Source organism: Sphingobium sp. B11D3D (assembly GCF_025961755.1).
In the GTDB taxonomy this organism is placed as follows: domain Bacteria; phylum Pseudomonadota; class Alphaproteobacteria; order Sphingomonadales; family Sphingomonadaceae; genus Sphingobium.
Genome location: NZ_JAOQOG010000001.1, coordinates 2,383,517 through 2,405,401 on the forward strand (window position 1 = coordinate 2,383,517; position 21,885 = coordinate 2,405,401).

The window sequence follows — 21,885 nt, forward strand, 5'->3', positions numbered from 1 at the left end:
TATCTTGCTCCAAACAGGGCAAATTCATGCCCGAGCGGAATCCATTTGACCGCCCCGCATCCATAATGGTAGCGCTACCTTAACAACGCCGCACAACCATAAGCGGCGCGCAAGATAAACGAAGGAGAGCCCCCTTGTCGAAAGTCCCGATGCTCCGGACCAGCCTTGTCGTGCTTGGTCTCGCCACCGCCCTTTCCGCCTGCTCCTCGGATGAACCGGCCGCTGCAAACAATGGCGCGACTGGCGCGGCGCATGAATCGGATGGCATCTCGGCTGACGGCAAGCGCTTTCTCGCCCAGCCGCTCGTGACGGAGATTTTCACCGCCGATCCTTCGGCCCATGTCTTCAACGGCAAGATCTACGTCTATCCCAGCCATGATGTCGACGCCGGCATCCTGGACGATGACCTGGGCAACCAATATGCCATGCACGACTATCGGGTGCTTGAGATGGACAAGATCGGCGGCCCGGTAAAGATCGGCCCAGTGGCGCTGGACGTGAAGGATGTGCCCTGGGCAGCCAAGCAGATGTGGGCACCCGACGCCGCGTTCAAGAATGGCACCTACTATCTGTACTTCCCGGCCAAGGACAAGGACGGCATCTTCCACATCGGCGTGGCGACCAGCAGCACGCCCATGGGTCCGTTCAAGGCCGAGCCCAAGCCGATCGCCGGCAGCTTCTCCATGGACCCCAATGTGTTCACGGACACGGATGGGACCAGCTACATGTATTTCGGCGGCATCTGGGGCGGCCAGCTCCAGAACTGGGCCAAGGGCAAATATGATGCCTCGATCGGCGTGACCGACCTCAAGGCCGACGATCAGCCCGCGCTCATGCCCAAGGTCGCCAAAATGGCTCCGGACATGAAGAGCTATGCCGAAGCGCCCCGCGACGCGGTGATCCTCGATGAGAAAGGCAAGCCGCTCCTCGGTGGCGATCATGATCGCCGCTTCTTCGAGGGCACCTGGATGTACAAGCGCGGCGACACTTACTACCTGACCTACTCGACCGGCGACACGCACTTCCTCGTCTACGCCACGGGCAAGACGCCTTATGGTCCGTTCACCTATCGCGGCAAAATCATGGAGCCGGTGCAGGGCTGGACCACCCACCACTCGATTGTGGACTGGGGCGGCAAGACCTGGCTCTTCTATCATGACACGCAGCTGAGCGGCAAAAACCACCTGCGCAACGTGAAGGTCACCGAGCTGACCTTCAACGCCGACGGCACGATCCAGACGATCAATCCGTTCCGCGACTGACCGGCATGTTCCTCGGCATCGACATCGGCACCTCCGGCGTGAAAGCGGTCGTCATCGACCAGCATGGCGCCGTTGTCGGCCAGGGAACGGCAGCGCTCACCGTGCAGCGGCCGCAACCGCTCTGGTCCGAACAGGACCCGGCGGCGTGGTGGGCCGCCACCACCGCAGCCGTGCAGGCCATCGACCCCGCCGTGCGGCGCGCCGTGCTGGGCGTCGGGCTCGCCGGCCAGATGCACGGGGCCACGCTGCTCGGCGCCGACGACCAGCCGCTGCGGCCGGCAATCCTGTGGAATGACGGGCGCAGCCACGCCGAATGCATCGCGCTGGAAGACAAGACCGACGCCTTCCGCACAATCGGCGGCAACATCGTCATGCCCGGCTTCACCGCACCAAAGCTCGCCTGGGTGGCCCGGCACGAGCCGGAAATCTTCGCCGCGACGCGCACCGTGCTGCTGCCCAAGGACTATATCCGCCTGCAAATGACCGGCGACAAAGCCACGGACATGTCCGACGCCGCCGGCACCTTGTGGCTGGATGTCGCCGGGCGGCGCTGGGCGGAAGCACTGCTGGACGCGACCGGCCTCAGCCTTGCGCACATGCCGGCGCTGTACGAGGGCACAGAGCTGACCGGCACGTTGCGGGCGGAGGTCGCTCAGCTCTGGGGCATGTCTCCCGTTCCGGTCGCCGCCGGGGGGAGCGACAATGCCGCCGGCGCTGCGGGCATCGGCATCGTCAGCGATGGCGACGGGCTGCTCTCCCTTGGCACATCGGGCGTGATCTTCATCGCCAACGATCAGTTCAAACCCAATCCAGACCGAACCGTGCACGCCTTCTGTCACTGCCTGCCTGCACACTGGCATCAGATGGCCGTGCACCTGTCGGCGGCGTCGTGCATAGACTTTGCTGCACGCCTCTCCGGTGCAGCCGGCGCCGCCGACCTCTTTTCCCGCGCGGAGTCCGTTGGCGCCGCGTGCGGTCCGGAACTGTTCCTCCCCTATCTCTCGGGCGAGCGTACACCGCATAACGACCCGCAGGTGCGTGGCGCCTTCCTCAATCTCGATCATGATAGCGGGCCGGAGCGGCTGGCGCAGGCGGTGCTGGAAGGCGTCGCTTTCGCCTTCGCCGACGGGTTGGATGCGCTGCGCGACGCCGGCAGCGATGTGCAGGAACTGGCCGTGATCGGCGGTGGCGCGCGGTCGCGCTATTGGGGCCAGATCATCGCCGCTGCGCTCGGCACGCGCCTCAACTACCTCAAGGGCGGAGAGGTCGGTCCGGCGATGGGCGCGGCCCGCTTGGCCCAGATCGGCGTAACCGGCGGCGCACCCGCCGACATCTGCACAACGCCGCCGGTCGCCCATGTGATCGAGCCCGACCCGCTGACCGCCGAACGACTGGCCCCCAAGCGCGAGGCCTTCCGCCGCGCCTACCCCGCCATTCGCGCCGCACAGAGCTGACATTCTTGAAACCGACAGGGAGCGCCTGATGGCCACCGACTATTTCGCAGACATTGCCCCCATCGCCTATAAAGGCCCGGATACCGACGACGAGCTGGCCTATCGCTGGTATGACAAGGATCGCGTCGTGCTCGGCAAGCGGATGGAGGATCACCTCCGCTTTGCCGTGTGCTTCTGGCACACATTCTGCTGGCCGGGCTCGGACGTGTTCGGCGCAGGCACCTTCAACCGCCCCTGGCATGCTGGCGCCAATAACAGCGCCGCTGCGGCCCAGAAGCGCGAAGTCGCCTTCGATTTCTTCAAGAAGCTAGATGTCCCCTTCTACTGCTTCCACGATGTCGACGTGATGGCGCAGGCCGAAGGCGTGGCCGAGCATCGCCGCCACATGGCCGAAGCCGTCGATCATCTGGAAGAGCTGCAGGCCGCAAGCGGGCGCAAGCTGCTGTGGGGCACCGCCAATCTGTTCGGCCATCCCCGCTTCGCGGCTGGCGCTGCGACAAATCCGGACCCGGAAGTCTATGCCTTCGCCGCCATGCAGGTGCGCGATGCGCTGGAGGCCACGCATCGCCTGGGCGGCGTCAACTATGTGCTGTGGGGCGGCCGCGAGGGTTATGAGACGCTGCACAACACCAACTTGAAGCGCGAGCTCGACAATTTCGGGCGCTTTCTCACGCTCGTGGTCGAGCACAAGCACAAGATCGGCTTTACGGGCACGGTCCTCATCGAGCCCAAGCCGCACGAGCCGACCAAGCATCAATATGATTTCGATACGGCCACCGTCTACGGCTTCCTCAAGCGCTATGGCCTCGAAAATGAGGTGAAGGTGAACATTGAGGCCAACCACGCCACGCTCGCCGGCCATACCTTCGAGCATGAGCTGGCCACGGCGGCGGCACTGGGCATTTTCGGATCGATCGATGCCAATCGCGGCGACCCTCAGAATGGCTGGGATACCGACCAGTTTCCCAATTCCGTGGAAGAACTCACCGTCGCGATGATCGAGGTGATCCGCGCCGGCGGGTTCACCACGGGCGGGTTCAACTTCGATTCCAAGGTCCGGCGCCAGTCGATGGACCCGGTGGACCTGTTCTACGGGCATATCGGCGGCATCGACACGGTGGCGCGTGGCCTGCTGAATGCCGCCGCGATCATCGAGGATGGCCGCATCGATGCCCTGCGCAACCAGCGTTATGCCGGCTGGGATGGTCCGCTCGGCAAAGAGCTCGCTGCGCTCGACCTCGCCGGGATCGCCGACCTCGCCGTAACCCGCGCGCTCGACCCCAAGCCTGCCTCCGGAAGGCAGGAGCGGATCGAAAATCTCGTCAATCGCTTCATCTAAGCCATGCCGGACCCGGGCGCTTCCTCTTCGCCGGGTCAGGTCACTGATGAGGTGGTCGCTACGGCGGCCACCTCTTTTTTTGCTATCTTCTCGCCCAGGCGCTAACGAAACCGAAATTGCCGTGCCCCATAGGATCGGCACGAACAGACGATAACGACGCGGAGCCAAAGCAAGATCGCCCCCTCATCTTATCTGTTGCGGTGACCGCACGATATTGGGAGAGGTCTCGCCCGGTTCCGGATAGGAAGGCGAACAAGTCAGGCGATGGTCACCAACCGCAGTTCCCGCTCGTCCCGTCGGCAGAGCTCTGGCCCCAAGATCGAGGATGTCGCCCGCTTGGCCGGCGTTTCGCCGATGACCGTGAGCCGCGTGATCAACAAGGGCACCAATGTCCGTGAGGACAAGCGCCTTGCGGTCGAGGCCGCGATTGCCGAGCTGAACTACGCGCCCAACATCGCCGCTCGCACGCTTGCCGGCGGGGAGGACACACGCATCGGCCTGCTCCACTCCAACCCGAGCTTTGCCTATCTCAGCGAGTTTCTGGTGGGCATATTGGCGGAGACCAGCCGCACCGGCGCGCAGCTCATCGTCAAGGAGTGCAATGAGGAAGGCGCAGAGGACAAGGCGATCGAAGCGCTGCTCAAGGGCCGAGTGGACGGGATCGTCCTGCCCCCGCCGCTGAGCGATTCCCCCTCTGTGCTCGCCGTGCTGGAAGGCGCCGGCGTGCCGGTCGTCGCGGTCGCCACCGGGCGCGCGCCGGACTGGGCGCTCTCGGTGAGCATCGATGACAAGGCGGCGGCCCACGCCATGACCGATCACCTGATCCTGCTCGGGCATCACCGCATCGGCTTCATCACCGGCCACCCCAACCAGACGGCCAGCGCCGAACGGCTGGAGGGCTATCGCTCCGCGCTGGAGAAGCACGGCATCGAGCCGCAGCCCGAGCTGATCGAGCAGGGCTTCTTCACCTTCCGCTCGGGGCTGGAGGCAGCCACGCGCCTGCTCGACCTGCCCGAGCCGCCAACGGCGATCTTCGCCTCCAACGACGATATGGCCGCAGCTGCGCTGACCGTCGCGCACCGGCGTGGTATCGATGTGCCGCAAATGCTGACCATCTGCGGCTTCGACGATACCGCTCTGGCGCTCACCAGTTGGCCGGAGCTGACCACGATCCGCCAGCCTATCACCGATATGGCGCAGCAGGCGGTGGCGCTGCTGACGCGGGAAATCCGCATGCGCAACGCCTCATCGAAGGGCGTGGACCACCCGCATGTCGTGACGCCCTACACGCTGATCGCGCGCGAGAGTGACGGACCCCCGCCCCAGCCCTGAAAAGCGAACGGCCCGGCGACGCATAAGCGTGACCGGGCCGAGCGTATGATTGGGTGAGCGATCAGCCTTCCATCTGCTCCAGTTCCCGCCCCTTGGTCTCGCGCACCATGGCGCGGACGAAGAAGAAGGAGACGGCGGCAAAGAAGGCATAGCCGAAATAGGCCACCGCAAGGCCGGGGCTGATCACCAGCGAGGGGAAGCTGACGGAGACCAAGGCGTTGGCCAGCCACTGCGCCAGCCCCGCCACCGCCAGACCCGAGCCGCGGATCTGGTTGGGGAACATCTCGCCCAGCATCACCCACATGATCGGCCCCCAGCTCAGGTTGAAGAAGATCACGTAGAGATTGGCCGAAATCAGCGCGATGATGCCATTGCTGCCCGGCAGCACCACGCCGCCATCGGCGCCCGTGACCGCCGTGGAGAAGGCATAGGCCACGATCGCCAGCGTGACGGCCATGCCCGCCGATCCGAACAGCAGCAGCGGCTTGCGGCCGATCTTGTCCACCAGGAACATGGTGGCGATGCAGGCGCCAATGGAGAGAACGCCCGAGAGGATGTTGGTCTGCAGCGCATAATCCTCCGAGAAGCCGACGGCCTCCCACAAGGTGGCGCCATAATAGAAGACCACATTGATGCCGACGAACTGCTGGAAGATCGCAAGGCCGATGCCGGTCCACACGATCGGCCGGATGCGCCCGGTCGTCTTGTCGATGAGATCGGAGAGACGCGGGCGATGGTGATCGGCGGCGAGGCTGTCGCGGATCTCACCAACCTTGCGCGTCGCTTCCTCCGGCCCGAACAGCCGCGAGAGAACGGCGTGGGCGCGCTCTTCCTTGCCCTTGACCACCAGATAGCGCGGGCTTTCGGGAATGATCAGCAGCGCCAGGATATAGATGGCCGCAGGGATCGCCTGCAGCAGGAACATCCAGCGCCAGGCCGGCAGATCGAACCACAAGGTCGCCGTCGAGCCGCCGGCATAGCGCGCCAGCACGAAGTTGGCGACGAACGCTCCGGTAAGGCCGGTGATGATCATCACCTGCTGGATGCTGGAGAGGCGCCCCCGGATCGAGGCGGGCGTCACCTCGGAAATATAGACCGGCGAAATCACGCTGGCCGCGCCGACGCCGAGGCCGCCGATGATCCGCGCCATGATGAACATCGCCGAAGACCCGGCCGCACCGGCCAGCAGCGCGCTGATGAGGAAGAGCAGGCCGGCCAGCATCATCACGCCGCGACGGCCAATGAGGTCGGACATGCGCCCGGCGAGAAACGCGCCCAGTGCGGAGCCGACCAGAATGGCGCCGACATTGATACCGATGCCCAGCGCGCCCAGGTCAAACGCGGATTCCAGCCCCTTCTGGGTGCCGTTGATCACGCCGGAATCATAGCCGAACATGAAGCCACCGATGGTGGCGATGGCCACGATGGCGAATATGAACCCGATGTTGGTTCGCCCGATGGCGTGCGTTTCAGCGCTCATGCCGAGCCCCTCCTCTCTCTCAAAAACTCTGCCGACTCCAGCCGAGGCCGGGACGGCGTTTCTTCTGTCAAATATCTGCCGGGGTAACCGGCAATCCTGAAACCTTGGGATCGAATGCGAAGACGTGGCCGGCCAACGGCTGTGCCTCACGCGCGGCGGCATCCAGCCCCTTTTGCGCGGTGGTGGCATAGGCGGTGCGCAAATCCGGCCCACCAAAGGCGATCTTGGTGACATTGGCGACCGGGAAGGAGATGGTCTGCATCAGCGAGCCCTGCGGATCATAGCGCCGCACGCCCCAGCCGCCAAACAAAGCGACCCACAGGCAACCTTCGCTATCCAGCACGGAGCCGTCGGGCCAGCCCGCGCCATCCTCGATAGTGATGAACAGCTCGCCCGCGCCGACCGTGCCGTTCTCATCGACGGGGACTTTCCAGATTTTCCGGCCAAGCGTGTCGGTGTGATAAAGCGTGCGCCCATCTGCGCTGATGGCAGGGCCATTGGTGATCTCGACAGCAGGCACGGCCGTGGCGGCGCACTGCCCGCCGGCGAGGCAATAGAGGCGCCCGGTATGGGCGGCTTCGCTGTCGTCCATGCTGCCGAACCACAGCCGCCCTTGAGTATCGGTGGCGGCGTCGTTCAGCCGATTGCCAGGCAGATGCGGCTCGGGATCGTGGAACAGCGAAAATGCCCCGCTTTGCGGATCGAACCGATGCAGGCCGGTGCGCACGCCGGTCATCATGTCGCCGCTGCGCGTAGGCAGCGCCCAGCCGATCTGGTCCGGCGCATCCCATACCGCCAGCGCGCCGGTGGTCGGCACATGGCGGTAGAGCCTGTGCGCCTTGATGTCGACGAACCACAGAGCATCGCCCCACCAGACCGGCCCTTCGCCGAGCGTCATGCCCAGGGGAAGGATCGGCTCGGGCTGCATCTCAGCGCCAGCCTGCGTCGACGAAATATTCGTGCCCGCTGCACAGCGCTCCGTCATCGGAGGCGAGGAACAGCGCCAGCGCGGCGACATCGCGCGGCTGGATGCGGCGCGGGAGGCACTGGGCCTGCAGGATCTCCGCCTCACCTTCCGGCGTGTACCACTGCTTCTGGCGGGGGGTATCGACATTGCCCGGCACGATGGCGGTCACGCGGATATTGTCGCCGCCCAGATCGCGGGCCAGCGCCCGGGTCATGCCTTCCACGCCGGCCTTGGCCGTCTGGTAAAGAACCAGTTCCGACATGCCGAGATGCCAGCTCACCGACCCCAGATTGATGACCGCACCGCCGCCCCGCGCGCGCATCGCCGGAACTACAGCCTGCGCGGCGAAGAACTGATGGCGCAGGTTCGTCGCCATGCGCTCGTCCCAATAATCGGCGGTCACCTCGTCATAGCGATGGCGGTCGTCATTGGCGGCATTGTTGACCAGCACGTCGAACCCGCCCATTTCGCTCTCCAGCGCTCGGACGGTCCGCTCCAGATCGGCAACATTGCGAAGGTCGCAATGGCGAAAGCGCGCGCCGGCGAGATCCCGCGCCAGATCGGCGCCGGCAATGTCGTTGAAATCGAGGAAGGCGACATGCGCGCCCTGCCCCGCAAACGCCGCGACAATGGCCGCCCCGATCCCGGTCGCCCCGCCAGTGACCAGCACGTTCTTGCCCGCCAGGCTGGGATAAACAGCGTATTGTGTTTGCTCAGACTTGTTCATGCCGATTCCAGAAGACCGCGCCGCTGCAGATTTGCGTAGAAGGCGCCAATACCCAGCTGCCAGGGCGGTGCATCGCGCGAGGTGACGACCCGATTGACCAGACGCCCGAGCTTGTCGGAGGCGATGGTGACAACATCGCCCACCTTGTGGGTGAAGCCGCGCCCCGGCTCGTCGCGGTCCTGCACGGGCGCGAACAGCGTGCCGAGGAACAGCGCGAAGCCATCGGGATATTGATGCTCGCTCACCGTCTGGCGCACCAGATCAAGCGGATCGCGGCTGATCTCCGCCATGTTGCTCACGCCCTCCAGCACGAACCCATCCTCACCGGCGATGGTCAGCCGCACTTCGGCACGGCGCACATCATCGATGCTGAAGCTGTCATCGAACAGCCGCACCAGCGGGCCGATGGAACAGGAGGCGTTATTGTCCTTGGCCTTGCCGAGCAGCAGGGCCGAGCGGCCCTCGAAATCGCGCAGATTGACGTCATTGCCGAGCGTCGCACCCACGACGGCGCCGAGGCTGTCCGCCAGCAGCACGATCTCCGGCTCGGGGTTGTTCCACGCAGAATCCGAACGGATGCCGATCGCGGCGCCGGGCCCCACGGTGGAGAGCACCGGCGACTTGGTGAATACCTCCGCATCCGGGCCGATGGCGACCTCCAGATATTGCGACCACAGCCCGTCCTCGATCAGCGCCTCCTTGAGAGAGGCGGCTTCCGGCGTACCGGGCTGGACGGAGCGGATTTGTCCGCCAATGCGCGACTCAAGCCGCTCGCGGATCGAGGCGGCCCGGCTCCAGTCGCCCCGCGCCCGCTCCTCGATCACCCGCTCGATGGCGGACAAAGCGAAGGTGACGCCGCAAGCCTTGATGCATTGCAAATCGACGGGGCTGAGCAAGCGCGTGGATGCAGGATCGAAACGGCCCAGCGACGTGCCGCCAGCGCCTGAAAAATCGCCGCTTTCTACAAGGGCCGAGACGGTCGGCCAGACGTGCGCCATATCAAGCAGCTCACCCTGCCGGACGAGCACGGGGCTCGGGCCATCGCCAAAATCGGCTCGCCCCAGAAACATGCTCTCTTCCCAATCGACGGGCAGCATCGGGCCGGACTCGTCTGGATGTATCACTTCCTCTCCCTCGCCCCCGAGGGCGCCCCTGTGTGTTAGCGCTATCAAGAGCTATTGCGCTTGTTTGTCAAGAGGGGCTACTCCTGCGCCTCTAATGCATTGACAAGAGAGACGATGACACCCGGCCCGATCCTCTGTTTCGGCGAAATGCTGCTCCGCCTCTCCGCCGTCCCCGGCGAGAGCCTGTTCCAGAGCGAGCGGCTGGATGCGCGATTCGTCGGTGCGGAGGCCAATGTGGCGGTGGCGCTGGCGCGGCTGGGCATTCCGAGCGCCTTGATTACCGCGCTCCCGCCAGGCGCGGTTGGCGATGCGGCGCTGGACGCCCTGCGCCGGCCCGGCGTGGACGTGCGGCATGTGCAGCGCCAGCCGGGGCGGATGGGGCTGTTCTATCTCATGCCGGGCAGCGGCCTGCGCGCCCCTGCGATCAGCTATGATCGCGCCGGCAGCAGCTTCGCGATCACCCCGGCCGAACGTTATGACTGGGCCGCGGCGCTGGAGGGCGTGGCCATGCTGCATCTTTCCGGCATCATCCCCGCCCTCTCGCCTGACGCTCCCAAATTGTCCCTCGCGGCGATGGAAGCGGCGAAGGCCGCCGGCATTCCGATCTCCTTCGACGGGAATTTCCGCGCGACGCTCTGGGAAAGCTGGTGCGACAATCCCGCGCCGATCCTCGCCCGCCATGTCGAGATGGCCGATCTGTTCTTCGGCAGCGCGCGGGACATTGCGATGCTGCTCGGCCAGTCCTTCGATGCGCAGGACGCGGACGGACGCCGCGCCGCAGCCGAGGCAGCCTTCGCGCGCTTCCCCAATCTGCGCCAAATCGCCTCCACCCATCGCGTGGTCACCCATGCCGGGCTCCATCACCTTTGCGCCCGCCTCGATACACTGGATGACAGCTTCGAGACGCAAGTTATTGAAGTCGCTTGGATCGTCGACCGAATCGGCACCGGTGACGCATTCGCCGCCGGGGTCATCGCGCATATCGATGCCGGCATCGCCACCGCAGCCGAGCGCGGTCTGGCGCTCTGTGTGCTCAATCATTTCGTTCATGGCGATTTCAGCCCGATCAGCGCGGAGGAACTCGCCGCATTCCGCCCCGGCCAAACCGGCGACGTCCGCCGATGAGAAAGCGAGCATCCCTGTGACACAGTGGTTCGATCAGATCGCCGACATGCCGCTGGTGGCGATCCTGCGCGGCCTCACCCCCGAGGAGGCCCCCGCGGTCGGGGCTGCGCTCATCGAGGCGGGCCTGCGCTGCATCGAGGTGCCGCTCAATTCGCCCCGCCCGCTGGAGAGCATCGCCGCCCTCGCCAGCCTGCCCGGCGGCGCGCTGATCGGGGCCGGCACCGTGCTGCGCGTGGACGCGGTCGATCAGGTCGCACAGGCGGGCGGGCGCATCATCGTCTCGCCCAATATGGACCCACCCGTAATCCGCCGCACGAAGGCGCTCGGCCTGCTTTCCATGCCCGGCATCGCAACCCCGAGCGAGGCCTTCGCTGCTATCGATGCCGGGGCCGATGCGCTCAAGCTCTTTCCCGCCGAGATGCACAGCCCGGCGGTGCTCAAGGCGATGAAGGCGGTGCTGCCCGCCGACATTCCTGTGCTGGTGGTGGGCGGCATCGGGCCGGACAATATGGCCGCATGGCGCAGCGCCGGCGCGGCTGGGTTCGGCATTGGATCATCGATTTATCAGCCGGGGCTGGATGCGGCGCAGGTCCGCCAGCGGGCCGATGCCATGGTCACGGCGTGGCGCGCCCTTGAGAACTGAGCGCCTGAGGTGGCGTGTTCGGCAAAACCCTGCCCCACCCCCGCCGTCACCCCGGGCTTGATCCGGGGTCCAGCTTCCTTCCGGACCGACTTCTCGCCAGGGTCTGCCAGACGAAATGCGCCGAAACAGGTTAGCTGGACCCCGGGTCAAGCCCGGGGTGACGGTTGGAGGGGTGGTTAGTCTCACCCCTGCTTACCGCTCCGCGTTCGCCAACTCATGCGCAGCGTTCGCCAGTTCGATAAATCCCGCGCCGGCCGAGATCACATATTCATTCTGCCCCCAGAAGAACGGCCAATCCTCATGGTTCTCCGGGAAATCGGGCTTGATAATCAGCGCACCCGGCACAACCCCGCCAGCGATAAAGCTGAAGTCCGCACGATTGGTCCCATAGGCCACTTCCTTCGACCGCGCGCCAACCGCCGAGACGAAAGAAATATCCGAGCCAGGATGGTTGCCGAGCAGATAGTCGATGCTGCGAAACACCGCATCGCTCTTCACAATCTCCGGGAAAGCCTTGTGCAGTGCATAAGCGGCGAGGCCATAGTCGATCACCCCTTCGTTCCCCGCCCAGCCGCCTTCCGAGATCGGCACGCCATAGGGATTGGCGGCGGCGATCTTGTCGCTCTGCGCGGCCCATTGCCGCACGAGCGGCTCCATCGCCGTGCGGTAGGAAGGCGGCATGAACGGCAGGGCTTCGGTCGCCAGCGCAGCCTGAAACCCGAAGAATTTTGAGACGGATGGCCACAACGCCTCGATCTGTGCCGCGTAGCGCTTGTCCCGCGTGGTCTTGAGCAACTGCACGGCGGCCGCGAACTGCTCGACTTCGAGCGGCCCGCCGGTCGTATTGCCATGCTGGAAGACATAGGGCGGATGGCTCTGTTCCTCGGCCCACACCCGCGTCGCAATGGCCAATGCCTTGTCGGAGAGCGCCGGGTCCAGCGTCTTGAGGGCGCGACTGGCCGCAGCCAGCGCCGCGATCGAACCGTAATTGAGCGCCGAGGACCGACTGGTGAAAGCCCAGCGATCATCGGGCGTGCCGCTGCGGTCCCCCTTCACCTCATAAGGCTTGAGCGCCGGATCGTAGATCTTGCCGTCGGTCTTGGTCACGGCGTCGCCGAGATGCGTGTACTGCCCCACGTCGGGCTCCACGATGCCGTGGATCGCATGGCCGACCGCATCGAATTGCGCGGCGAGCTGGAGCGTGCCGTGGCGGATTTGCTGGAGCAGGTCGGGCTGACCATCCGGCACATGGATTTCCACGCGCCGTGTGGCACCATCCACGCTGGTCGTGTCGCGATCCAGCCCGAAGCCCTCCCAGCTCCGCACCATGGAGCGTATCACGGCATATTGCGTCTGCGTGCGGATGTCATAGTCGCCGGCATCGTACCATCCGCCGATGTTGAGGCCGGGAATATGCTCGCCGGGCTTGAACCGCGTATCGGTGGTCGGACCCTGCGCATACAGGTCGATATGCTCATGATTGAGCGGCGCCTGCCGGGCATCGTCCTGGTGGGACTCGCCGTGCCAGATCCGATAGGCCTCGTTGACGGTCACATGGTCCATCGCCACCGGGAAGTAGACGTCCAGTGTCGGATGCCAGGCATCTGCAAACAGATCCTGCGCGATGCGAAACGGCGCGGTCTTACTGTCGCCATAGGCCAGCCGATAGAGGCCCGGCGCGCGCACGGTGCTGAAGTCGAAACGCAGATAGCGATAGCGCAGATAATCCCCCGCTTCAGTCGGCGTGCCGCTGAGAACGGGCACCTCCTGCCCCGAAGGCTCGACGCGCAGAAGGGTCGCTTGCGCGCGCCGGGTGTCGGCGCGGTCGATCTCGATCGTCGCGACCTTCGCCTGCCCCGGCGTGTAGCCAAGCTGCGAATGGCCGATGGACGGCGGCCGCAGCCAGCCGGGCGTGCAGGTCGGCGAGAGAGTCCACTGCACCACAACGCCCGTCTTGCCTGCCGGCAGCAGCGACCGAAGGACGAACCAGCCATTCTGCGCCTGATTGCGCCCGTCATACAGCGCGATGGGCGTCTGCGAGCGCAGGCGGACCCGGCGCGCGGCATCCGACGGGGCAAGGACGATGTCGCTGCCTTGCGCCAGAGGGAGCGCTTCGGCACCGGGGCCATCGCTGCGTCCGCTGGCGGGATTACGCTCCGGCGTCCGCGCCATCGCGCTGGCCGGATAACGCGGGAAGGCACCGGCCTTGCCATCCACCATGAAGGCATTGTGGTAATAAGCCGTGGGCAGGAACTCCAAATTCAGCCCCGCCTTGCCCACCAGCGCCGCCGGCAAGGCGCGCGGCAGTTCGACCGTCAGGAGAAGGTCCGCGCCGCGCGGAACGGCGCGGATGATGTAGCGAAAATCATGCTCGGGATATTCCAGCACCGCCTCGATGGTGCCGGTCCGCGCATCGACCTTGCGTTCGATCATCCGCCCGATGGCATCCCACTGGCCCGGTGTGGCGGAGAGGCGGACATCGCCATTGGTGGCGATGCGCCGATCCTGCTGGATGATCTCCACACCGCTGATCTTCGAATCGGCGAAAAGCCCGTCATACCAGTTGCTGAACACCAGCACATTGGCGGCAGGCGCCTCAAAATAGCCCGAGTCACCAAGCTGCAGGGCCGGTTCCTCGCCATGCGCAGCGGGCATCACCGAAGCCATAAAAACTACGACAAAAGATCCAAGCAAAGCCCCGCGCCGCATCCATCCCTCCTGATTTTGTTAACGCTAACATAGCCTCGTGATCTTCTGATTTGCAACAAAATTGTGCGATAACGCTGACTTACGGACTGTTGGGCAACGCTCAACGATTGAAACTGCTCGCTATTTTTGTCTGACAAGTTGACGTTTGAAGAAATCAACGATTATCCTGCAGCCATCGCATCGGGGGACTCGCAGGTCCGCCGCAATGTCGTATCGAGGAGCAGGCAGTCGGCCTATCGACCGCCGCTGAACCGGGGAGGAAAGTCTTGAACATCTCGATTCGTCATGCGTCCGTTCACGCCGTGCTGTCTGCGATGGCCCTGGCCGTCGTGTTTCCTGCCGCCCTGTCACCTGCCGCCGCGCAGGATGCGACCGTTACCGCCATTCCCGCGCCGGCCGAGCCGGGCGCCATTCCGCTCGGCACCGGCCCGGTCAAGGGCGCCACGGCGCCCGAAAGCTGGTTCCGGCAATATGGCGTGCCGATGGCCCGCAATGTCTCCTCCGCCACGCTTACACCGGTGCTGCCGGCACCGGGCAAGGCCAATGGCACCGCGGTCATCGTCGCACCAGGCGGCGCCTTCCTGCTGCTCTCCATGGAGAATGAAGGCTGGCGGGTTGCCCGGGCGCTGGCAGACCGGGGCATCACGGCTTTCGTGCTCAAATATCGCCTGCGGCCCACGCCGCCCGCGCTTGCCGATTTCGATAGCCAGTTGCGCGCTGCCTTCGCCAATGTCGGCCGGGCGGAGACGCGCTCCAGCCCGGACGAAGCCGTGGCCGGCCTGCCGGAGCAGATTGCCGATGCCGTCGCCGCGATCACATTGGTGCGCGCGCGGTCCGCCGAGTGGGGGATCGATCCCAAGCGCGTCGGCATGATGGGCTTTTCCGCCGGGGCCATGACGACGATGGTCACGACCCTCGCCCGCCCCGATCTCGACCTGGCGTTCATCGCGCCCATCTACGGCTCGATGGAGCGGGTGACCGTTCCGGCCAACGCGCCGCCGCTGTTCGGCGTCATCGCCTCGGATGATCCCCTGTTCGCCAAAAAGGGCTTCGGCCTGCTCGATGCCTGGCAGGAGGCCGGCAAACCGGTTGAATTCCACCTCTACGAGCGCGGCGGCCATGGCTTTGGCCTCGGCAAGGACGGCACGACCAGCACCGGCTGGCTGGATGCCTTTGTAGCGTGGCTGGACATGCACGGGCTGCTGAAACCGTCCTGACCTGCCCCGCAGGTCTCTTGCGGGCTGCGCACGCCGCAGCCCGCCCTTGAAGGAATGACCATGATCGCGTCCAAGGCCATATCCCATGTGCGTTGCTGCCTCGCCCCGCTGGTCCTGCTGGGCACCATGCAGGGTGTCGCAAGTGCGGCGGAGAGCGCCGGCACGCTCGCGCCCTATTTCACGCCTGCCGGACGCGCCCCGGCCAGGCCGGATGCGGACGGGTTCATCCGCCGCTGGCTCATCCTGGAGCCGATCACCAAGCCCAACCGCACCAACACGGTGTTTACCGGCAGCTATGTACGCAAGACGCTGACCGCCTATCCCTTCCCCACCCAGACCAACGGCCTGCCACGCGCGGGTGAGACTGTGACCGTGGGAGGGCAGACGCTCGCCTGGCATGCACTCGATTCAAGCGCGTTCGACGTGAAGCTGTTCAATTTCGCCCAGTCGCTGGGCAAGACCAAATATGGCGTGATCTTCCATGTCGCGACCGTCGTGGACAGCCCGCGCGACATGGAGGTGCGCATGGCCGTCGGCTCAAACTCGGCCTCCATGTGGTGGGTCAATGGAGTCGAGACGGTCGTTCTGTTCAACGATCGCCGCATGGTGATGGACGATGTGGTCTCGCGCCGCATCACCCTGAAAAAGGGGCGCAACACCATTCGCGGCGCGATCATCAACGGGCCGGGCCTGAGCGATTACTGCGTCCGCTTCATCGATGAAGCCGGGCGAGGCATCACCGATCTCGCCGTGACCACGCTTTGAACGAGCCAAGCGCTCCAGCCCCGCTGCCCTTCCTCCTCCTCCCCTTCGCCCGACGAGGTGATCGTATGAACCGCACCATCGCAGCCACCGGCCTCGCCCTTGCCCTCCTGTTCCAGAGCCCCGCCAGCGCGCAGCTTGCAGGCGAGCCCTATATCCACGATCCGTCCACCATCACCTATTCGGACGGCAAATATTACACCTTCGGCACCGGTCAGGGCGGCCTCGTGTCCGAAGATGGCTGGACGTGGCACAGCGGCGGCAATCGGCCGGGCGGCGGCGTGGCGCCGGATGTCATCAAGATCGGCGATCGCTATTATGTCTCCTACGCCGTTGGCGGCGGCGGCATGTCCGGCGGCCATGCCAGCGACGTGAAGATCATGTGGACCAAATCCCTCGATCCCGCCTCGCCGGACTTTGGCTATCATGAGGTGGGCACGGTCGCCTCCAGCGATGGCAAGGAGAATCTCGACGCCATCGATCCGGCCTTCCTCTATGTCGATGGCCGCCTATGGCTGAGTTACGGCACCTATTTCGGCGCGATCCAGATGATCGAGCTGGACCCGGCCACCGGCGCGCGCAAGGCCGGCAACAAGGCGGTGGATATCGCCATCGACATGGAAGCGACTGCCCTGCTTCATCGCGATGGCTGGTATTATCTGCTCGGCACGCACGGCACCTGCTGTGACGGCCCCAATTCCACCTACCACATCCGCGTCGGCCGCTCGCGCGATCCGCTTGGGCCTTATGTGGATCATATGGGCATTCCCCTGCTCAAGGGCGGCGGCAAGATGGTCGTCAACGCGCGCGGGCGGGACATCGGCCCCGGCCACTTCGGGCAGATCGACCTGGGCGAAGGGGTCGAGAAGTTCTCGATGCACTATGAGATCGACATGAACCGGGGCCGCAGCGTGCTCGGCATCCGCCCCTTGCTATGGAAAGATGGCTGGCCGGTCGCGGGCGACAATATCGCCGAGGGCACCTATGAGATCGAGGCCGAGCGTAGCGGCTATGCCCTCCAACTTGCCGCCGACTTCGTGCGGATCGATTTTGACGCCCGCCGCAGCTTCTTCGCCCCGCCCGGCACACCGCCTGTCAACGTACCCGACCAGACCTTGGGGCAGGTCGAACCCGGCTGGCCGGACGGAGCCGTGCCCGTAGATATGGGCGACTATATGGTCCGCCCCCAGCAGCTTTGGACGGTCGCCCCCGTGCCGGGCGCCGGCGGCGTGATGGGCGCGCCTTATTACAAGATCGTCATCGCAGGCACGCAACGGGCGCTGGCGGCGACGGCCACAGGTGAGGTGGAAGCGGTGCCGGCCTTCACCGGCGCGCCCGAGCAGCTCTGGCGGATCGACCAGCTCACCGACGGCACTTACCGGATCATGCCGAAGGCGACGCCCGGCACGGGCGAAGCACGTGCGCTCGTTGCCATCGGCGGTACTACGCCGGCGCTGGTCAAGTTCGATCCCGAGAGTCCGGCCGGCCGCTGGACGTTCAAGAAGCCCTGAAGATCGGCGTCAGGCGACCCGACGCAACCTTAAGCCATCATGATCCGTTGGAGGAGACCGGACGCTCTCGTCCGGCTTCTTCAGGAGGCCCCAATGGCTGACATGACGCTCGATGACCTGTCCGAGAAGATGGGCAAGATCGATTTCGGGATGCTCTCCACGCGCACGGAGGGCGGCGCGCTGGCCAGCCGGCCGATGAGCAACAATGGCGAAGTCGCCTGGCGCGGCGACAGCTTCTTCTTCACCTATGAGGCGGCGCGCACCATCGCCGATATCGAGCGCGATCCCGAGGTCGGCCTCACCTTCACCGGCGCGGTCGGGCTGCTGGGCGGACCCCCGCTGTTCATCGCCGTCGAGGGTCGCGCGGAGCTGATCCGCGACAAGGCGCGCTTTGCCGAACATTGGAACAAGGATCTCGAACGCTGGTTCGAGCAGGGCATCGACACGCCGGATCTCGTCATGATCCATGTCCGCGCCCGTCGCATCCATTATTGGAACGGCAGCGACGAGGGGGAAGTCCCCCTCTGATCTGAGTGGGCGCCGCGGTCTGCCCGCGACGCCCGTTGTCGCTGCGTTTAACTGAAAGCGAGAGCCACCTTGCGCCGCCGCATGGTGCTGCCGATCAGCGCGAAGCCGCCCAGCATCATCGCCCAGGTCGCCGGCTCCGGCACCGATCCGGCATAGCTGAGCTTGACCAGATAGGACTGGTTCGGCCCGTCGCCATCGTCGCTCACGAGGTAGATGTTACCGGCATCGTCGAGGGTCAGGCCCTCGAACTTGCCGCCTTGGTTGGCCGGGTCGACCAGCGACTTGAAGCCGGAGAGATCATAGCTGCTCACGATCTGGCCGGCCTGCGTCACCTCGAGCAGGTTGAACGAGCGGCCGCTGAGGATCAGCAGATTGTCGCCGAACGGCGTCGCGGAGAAGATGCCATTGGAAAGCACCGCGATGTCAGACAGCCGATCGAGGCCCGGCAGCGCCGCAATATCGAACAGCTCGGTGACCGTCGCCGTCTCAGTGCCGAAATTGGCGCCGGAGATCTTCCAGATCGTCTCGGGGCTGCGTTCCTTCACGCCGAAAAAGTCCCCAGTCACCTTGTTGTAGGCAATGCCCTCCAGGCCGCTATTGCCCGCATCGGAGCCGACGCTGATCGTCGGCGCATCCGGATAGGCGGTGTAGGTGCGGGTCGTGCCGTCCACGCCAGTCTGGCTGAGCAGCGCGATATCCTGATAGCGCTCCTCGGCGACGACATATTGGCCATTGCCCACATAAGTAAGACCCTCGGCGTCGCATTGGGAAGAGCCGAGCGAGAGGCAGCCGGAGAGGATGATGGTGGCGGTCTTGTTGCCATTCACATCATATTCGCCCCAGATGTTCGTACCGTCATCCTCTTCCTCGTCATTGGTGACCATCAGCGTGCGCGTGTCCCAATTATAGGCAACGGCGCTGGCTTCCTTGGTGTCGATCGCTTTGCTGAAGCCGACGACATAGTTGTCGAGCAGGCCAGCCGCGTGGGAAGACGCAGCAGAAAAGGCGAACATCGCAATGCCCGCACGCAGGAACATCATCTTCATGGCAACCTCCGAATCATGCCCTCCCCCATGGAGGTCGCCCGCCTATCGGAGGCGCGAATGACAGCATGATTACATTTGAATAACCATGATGCCGGCTGCGGAGAGGACCGCACCAGATCGGGACATGCGCCTGCGCCACATCAAAGAGCGAATGCAGCAAGCAGCCTAGATGCAACCTCGCAACGTTCCCAATGCAGGATCTCAACTCATGCCCGACCGCCTCACCCAAGCATCAACGGTGCCGGAGATCGTGACCCCCATGCAAAGCATGGCCTCCGGGCCAGTGCTTGCCGGCATGGAGCGGGTCGGCATTCGTACCGATAATGCGTTGGGGCTGAGCAACCCGGTTTTGCGGGGCATCGCCAAACAGATCGGCCCTAACCATGAACGCGCGATGGCCTTGTGGCAGACTGGCATTCGCGATGTGCGGGTGCTGGCGATCTATACCGCCGAGCCGGCGCGGCTGACGGCGGGGCAAGCCCGCGCATGGGCGGACGATTTCGAGTCCTGGGAGATCGTGGACATTGCCGCCGACCTGTTCGTGGAGGCCGGGCTTGACGCGCTCATTCCCGTGTTCGCGGCCGACGAGCGCGAATTCGTCCGCCGCGCTGCCTTTGCCATGATCGCCGGCATGGCGGTCCATCGCAAGGCCGAACCGGATGCAACCTTCATGGAAGCGCTGTCCCTGATCGCGCACCACGCACAGGATGCGCGAAACTATGTGCGCAAGGCGGTGAACTGGGCGCTGCGCAACATCGGCAAACGCAACCTCGCCTGCCACCAGCCCGCCCTGGCGCTCGCGGAGCAGCTCGCCGCATCGGACGACAAGACCGCACGCTGGATCGGCAGCGACGCACGCCGCGAACTCTCAAGTGAGAAGGTGATCGGAAGGCTGCATCACAAGCAGCGATCAAAATTGTGAGATTTTGGTGCACCCGACTGGATTCGAACCAGTGGCCTTTGCCTTCGGAGGGCAACGCTCTATCCAGCTGAGCTACGGGTGCGTGGAAAGGTCCGCTATCAGTTTTGATGCAGCCGGCCAAGAGCAAAGGTAGGCCGCCCTCCGATTATTGGCGGGCGATGATTGGGGCGCGATTATTGGTCGCTCGGCGCTGCCTCTTTCTCCATCAGCCACCGGGCAGCGACGGCGGGGGCAACCGGGCGATCCGGGCGGTCGACCATCAGATTGGCCGCGCGCATCCGCTCGACCGGAATGGCGCCGATCAGCGGTTTGAGCGCCGCCATCAGCCGCGCATCCGTCTCGCGGCCAGGCGCCACCATCACGATCGCGTCATAGGGCGGGATGCGCTCCAGCGGGTCTGCGAGCACCAGCAGATTGTCCGCTGCGATGCGCCCGTCGCTTGAAAAGGCGGAGATCACATCGACATCCCCATCCTTCACCGCGCGATATAGGAAGGTGGATTGATACTCACGCGTCCGTGCGAAGCGCAGGCCGTAGCCCTCGGTCAGCGACGTCCAGTCCGGCCGCGTGAAGAACTCGAAATCGCCGCCCATGACAAAGCGCGGGGCGTAGGGCGCGAGGTCGGCAATCGAGCGGATGCCGAGTTGCTGCGCCTTGTCGGCCCGCATCGCCAGCGCATAGGCATTCTCAAAGCCAAGCGGACCGACCAGCGTCACGCCATGTTCGCGCTTCAGCCATTCCGCCATCTGGGCCAGCATCGCGGCGCGCCCGGGCTGATCGGTACGGCCCATCACATTGGCCCAGACCGTGCCGGAATAATCGACATAGACGTCCACATCGCCCTGCGCGAGCGCCCGGAAGACCACGGCCGATCCCAGCCCGCTGCGCACGGTGGCCGTGCCGCCCTCATCCGCCAGCCGCTGGCCGATAAGATCGGCGAGGATGTATTGCTCGGTGAAGTTCTTGGCGCCGATCACATAGCCGCCTTTCCCGGCGGGAGCGAACACACTGGCCGCCGCCGTGGCGATGCCGAGGCAGAGGATCAGCCCGCCGGCCCAGATGCGCCTGCGCGTGCGCCGGGCGATCCCCGTCTCGATCAGACCGAGGAGTTGATCCACGGCCAGCGCCAGCGCCGCAGAGACGCCGCAGCCGAACAGCACCCACACCCAATTCTCGGTCTGGAGGCCGGAGAAGATATAATTGCCGAGGCTCGTCTGCCCGACCGGCGTCGCCAACGTGGCGGTGCCGATCACCCAGACGGCGGCGGTCCGCACCCCGGCCATGACGACCGGGGCGACCAGCGGCATCTCGACCTGCCACAGGCGCTGCCGGTCGGTCATGCCCACGCCATGCGCCGCCTCGACCAGCGCCGGATCGAGCGTGGTGATGCCGGTGACGATGTTCCGCACGATCGGCAGCATGGAATAGAGCGTCAACGCCAGCAGCGCAGGCAGGAAGCCGAGCGCCGAGAAGCCCTGCCCGGTCAGTCGCAGAGAGAGCAGCGAGAGCGCTAGCAATAGGGGGTAGAACAGCGCCATCAGCGCCAGCCCCGGAATGGTCTGCACGAGGCTGACGAAGGAAAGGACCGGCCAGCGCAGTCGCGCGCTCCGGCTTGCGGCGATGGCGAGCGGGAGGCTGAGCAGAATGCCAAGCCCTAGCGCGGCCGCACTCAGCAGCACATGAAAGCCCAGATATTCCGGCAGGACGCGCAGCGCGCTGGAGAGGGAGCTGTCCATC

18 protein-coding genes and 1 tRNA gene are annotated in these 21,885 nt (G+C 65.1%); 11 read left to right on the forward strand and 8 right to left on the reverse strand.

The window, feature by feature from the left end; all coding sequences use genetic code 11:
• Nucleotides 1-149: 149 nt before the first annotated feature.
• The 4 genes from M2334_RS11215 to M2334_RS11230 all read left to right on the forward strand — a co-directional run bounded on the left by M2334_RS11215 (nt 150) and on the right by M2334_RS11230 (nt 5,387).
• Entirely contained in the window at nt 150-1,262 is a 1,113-nt protein-coding gene (locus M2334_RS11215) for a glycoside hydrolase family 43 protein (protein WP_264606080.1), read from the forward strand.
• A 5-nt stretch (nt 1,263-1,267) separates the two neighbouring features.
• Nucleotides 1,268-2,716 (forward strand): xylulokinase, encoded by a 1,449-nt coding sequence (gene xylB / locus M2334_RS11220; protein WP_264605443.1) that lies wholly within the window; start codon nt 1,268-1,270, stop codon nt 2,714-2,716.
• Nucleotides 2,717-2,744: 28 nt separating this feature from the next.
• Nucleotides 2,745-4,055: a xylose isomerase gene (gene xylA, locus M2334_RS11225; RefSeq protein WP_264605444.1), complete on the forward strand. Its 1,311-nt coding sequence runs from the start codon at nt 2,745-2,747 to the stop codon at nt 4,053-4,055.
• A 264-nt stretch (nt 4,056-4,319) separates the two neighbouring features.
• Entirely contained in the window at nt 4,320-5,387 is a 1,068-nt protein-coding gene (locus M2334_RS11230) for a LacI family DNA-binding transcriptional regulator (RefSeq protein ID WP_264605445.1), read from the forward strand.
• A 61-nt stretch (nt 5,388-5,448) separates the two neighbouring features.
• Here M2334_RS11230 and M2334_RS11235 read toward each other — a convergent pair whose 3' ends face one another.
• The 4 genes from M2334_RS11235 to M2334_RS11250 form a co-directional block, all read right to left on the reverse strand.
• Nucleotides 5,449-6,867, reverse strand: coding sequence for a sugar porter family MFS transporter (locus M2334_RS11235; RefSeq protein WP_264594816.1), 1,419 nt, complete (start codon nt 6,865-6,867; stop codon nt 5,449-5,451).
• Between the two features lie 67 nt (nt 6,868-6,934).
• Nucleotides 6,935-7,795, reverse strand: a complete 861-nt coding sequence (locus tag M2334_RS11240; protein ID WP_264594817.1) for an SMP-30/gluconolactonase/LRE family protein — start codon at nt 7,793-7,795, stop codon at nt 6,935-6,937.
• Between the two features lies 1 nt (nt 7,796).
• Nucleotides 7,797-8,561, reverse strand: coding sequence for an SDR family NAD(P)-dependent oxidoreductase (locus M2334_RS11245; protein ID WP_264594818.1), 765 nt, complete (start codon nt 8,559-8,561; stop codon nt 7,797-7,799).
• The gene (locus M2334_RS11250; RefSeq protein ID WP_413716460.1) at nt 8,558-9,658 is read right to left on the reverse strand and encodes a fumarylacetoacetate hydrolase family protein; all 1,101 of its coding nucleotides are present in this window, start codon (nt 9,656-9,658) and stop codon (nt 8,558-8,560) included. The genes M2334_RS11245 and M2334_RS11250 overlap by 4 nt, the downstream gene beginning before the upstream one ends.
• A gap of 141 nt (nt 9,659-9,799) precedes the next feature.
• Between M2334_RS11250 and M2334_RS11255 the strand changes: the two genes are divergently transcribed.
• Both M2334_RS11255 and M2334_RS11260 read left to right on the forward strand, forming a co-directional pair.
• A complete protein-coding gene (locus M2334_RS11255) occupies nt 9,800-10,810 on the forward strand; it encodes a sugar kinase (protein WP_264594819.1) in 1,011 nt (336 codons plus the stop codon).
• Nucleotides 10,811-10,856: 46 nt separating this feature from the next.
• Complete coding sequence (locus tag M2334_RS11260; protein ID WP_264595411.1) at nt 10,857-11,453, forward strand: 2-dehydro-3-deoxy-6-phosphogalactonate aldolase; 597 nt, start codon at nt 10,857-10,859, stop codon at nt 11,451-11,453.
• Between the two features lie 192 nt (nt 11,454-11,645).
• Here M2334_RS11260 and M2334_RS11265 read toward each other — a convergent pair whose 3' ends face one another.
• Nucleotides 11,646-14,108 carry a glycoside hydrolase family 9 protein gene (locus tag M2334_RS11265; protein ID WP_264606082.1) on the reverse strand — a complete coding sequence of 821 codons (2,463 nt, stop codon included), beginning with the start codon at nt 14,106-14,108 and terminating at the stop codon, nt 11,646-11,648.
• Nucleotides 14,109-14,428: 320 nt separating this feature from the next.
• Between M2334_RS11265 and M2334_RS11270 the strand changes: the two genes are divergently transcribed.
• The 4 genes from M2334_RS11270 to M2334_RS11285 all read left to right on the forward strand — a co-directional run bounded on the left by M2334_RS11270 (nt 14,429) and on the right by M2334_RS11285 (nt 18,180).
• The gene (locus tag M2334_RS11270; RefSeq protein ID WP_413716444.1) at nt 14,429-15,379 is read left to right on the forward strand and encodes an alpha/beta hydrolase; all 951 of its coding nucleotides are present in this window, start codon (nt 14,429-14,431) and stop codon (nt 15,377-15,379) included.
• A 60-nt stretch (nt 15,380-15,439) separates the two neighbouring features.
• Nucleotides 15,440-16,144, forward strand: coding sequence for an acetylxylan esterase (locus M2334_RS11275; protein ID WP_264605446.1), 705 nt, complete (start codon nt 15,440-15,442; stop codon nt 16,142-16,144).
• A 65-nt stretch (nt 16,145-16,209) separates the two neighbouring features.
• Nucleotides 16,210-17,652 (forward strand): family 43 glycosylhydrolase, encoded by a 1,443-nt coding sequence (locus tag M2334_RS11280; protein WP_264605447.1) that lies wholly within the window; start codon nt 16,210-16,212, stop codon nt 17,650-17,652.
• Between the two features lie 93 nt (nt 17,653-17,745).
• Nucleotides 17,746-18,180 carry a pyridoxamine 5'-phosphate oxidase family protein gene (locus M2334_RS11285; RefSeq protein ID WP_264584691.1) on the forward strand — a complete coding sequence of 145 codons (435 nt, stop codon included), beginning with the start codon at nt 17,746-17,748 and terminating at the stop codon, nt 18,178-18,180.
• Between the two features lie 47 nt (nt 18,181-18,227).
• On the opposite strand, the gene M2334_RS11290 is transcribed toward M2334_RS11285, so the two are convergent.
• A complete protein-coding gene (locus M2334_RS11290; protein ID WP_264605448.1) occupies nt 18,228-19,226 on the reverse strand; it encodes an SdiA-regulated domain-containing protein in 999 nt (332 codons plus the stop codon).
• Nucleotides 19,227-19,434: 208 nt separating this feature from the next.
• Between M2334_RS11290 and M2334_RS11295 the strand changes: the two genes are divergently transcribed.
• Nucleotides 19,435-20,148, forward strand: coding sequence for a DNA alkylation repair protein (locus M2334_RS11295; protein WP_264605449.1), 714 nt, complete (start codon nt 19,435-19,437; stop codon nt 20,146-20,148).
• 5 nt (nt 20,149-20,153) lie between these two features.
• Here the strand turns inward: M2334_RS11295 and M2334_RS11300 are convergent.
• Nucleotides 20,154-20,230 (reverse strand) — tRNA-Arg (locus M2334_RS11300).
• A 91-nt stretch (nt 20,231-20,321) separates the two neighbouring features.
• Nucleotides 20,322-21,884, reverse strand: coding sequence for an ABC transporter permease/substrate-binding protein (locus tag M2334_RS11305; protein WP_264594826.1), 1,563 nt, complete (start codon nt 21,882-21,884; stop codon nt 20,322-20,324).
• Between the last annotated feature and the right edge of the window lies 1 nt (nt 21,885).

Coding starts and splice junctions, on each gene's coding strand:
- M2334_RS11240 (WP_264594817.1), bottom strand. CDS start 7,795: ATGCAGCCCGAGCCGATCCTTCCCCTGGGCATGACGCTCGGCGAAGGG.
- M2334_RS11230 (WP_264605445.1), top strand. CDS start 4,320: ATGGTCACCAACCGCAGTTCCCGCTCGTCCCGTCGGCAGAGCTCTGGC.
- M2334_RS11245 (WP_264594818.1), bottom strand. CDS start 8,561: ATGAACAAGTCTGAGCAAACACAATACGCTGTTTATCCCAGCCTGGCG.
- M2334_RS11305 (WP_264594826.1), bottom strand. CDS start 21,884: ATGGACAGCTCCCTCTCCAGCGCGCTGCGCGTCCTGCCGGAATATCTG.
- M2334_RS11265 (WP_264606082.1), bottom strand. CDS start 14,108: ATGCCCGCTGCGCATGGCGAGGAACCGGCCCTGCAGCTTGGTGACTCG.
- M2334_RS11295 (WP_264605449.1), top strand. CDS start 19,435: ATGCCCGACCGCCTCACCCAAGCATCAACGGTGCCGGAGATCGTGACC.
- M2334_RS11285 (WP_264584691.1), top strand. CDS start 17,746: ATGGCTGACATGACGCTCGATGACCTGTCCGAGAAGATGGGCAAGATC.
- M2334_RS11260 (WP_264595411.1), top strand. CDS start 10,857: ATGCCGCTGGTGGCGATCCTGCGCGGCCTCACCCCCGAGGAGGCCCCC.
- M2334_RS11250 (WP_413716460.1), bottom strand. CDS start 9,658: ATGCTGCCCGTCGATTGGGAAGAGAGCATGTTTCTGGGGCGAGCCGAT.
- M2334_RS11290 (WP_264605448.1), bottom strand. CDS start 19,226: ATGAAGATGATGTTCCTGCGTGCGGGCATTGCGATGTTCGCCTTTTCT.
- M2334_RS11255 (WP_264594819.1), top strand. CDS start 9,800: ATGACACCCGGCCCGATCCTCTGTTTCGGCGAAATGCTGCTCCGCCTC.
- M2334_RS11280 (WP_264605447.1), top strand. CDS start 16,210: ATGAACCGCACCATCGCAGCCACCGGCCTCGCCCTTGCCCTCCTGTTC.
- M2334_RS11235 (WP_264594816.1), bottom strand. CDS start 6,867: ATGAGCGCTGAAACGCACGCCATCGGGCGAACCAACATCGGGTTCATA.
- M2334_RS11215 (WP_264606080.1), top strand. CDS start 150: ATGCTCCGGACCAGCCTTGTCGTGCTTGGTCTCGCCACCGCCCTTTCC.
- xylB (WP_264605443.1), top strand. CDS start 1,268: ATGTTCCTCGGCATCGACATCGGCACCTCCGGCGTGAAAGCGGTCGTC.
- M2334_RS11275 (WP_264605446.1), top strand. CDS start 15,440: ATGATCGCGTCCAAGGCCATATCCCATGTGCGTTGCTGCCTCGCCCCG.
- xylA (WP_264605444.1), top strand. CDS start 2,745: ATGGCCACCGACTATTTCGCAGACATTGCCCCCATCGCCTATAAAGGC.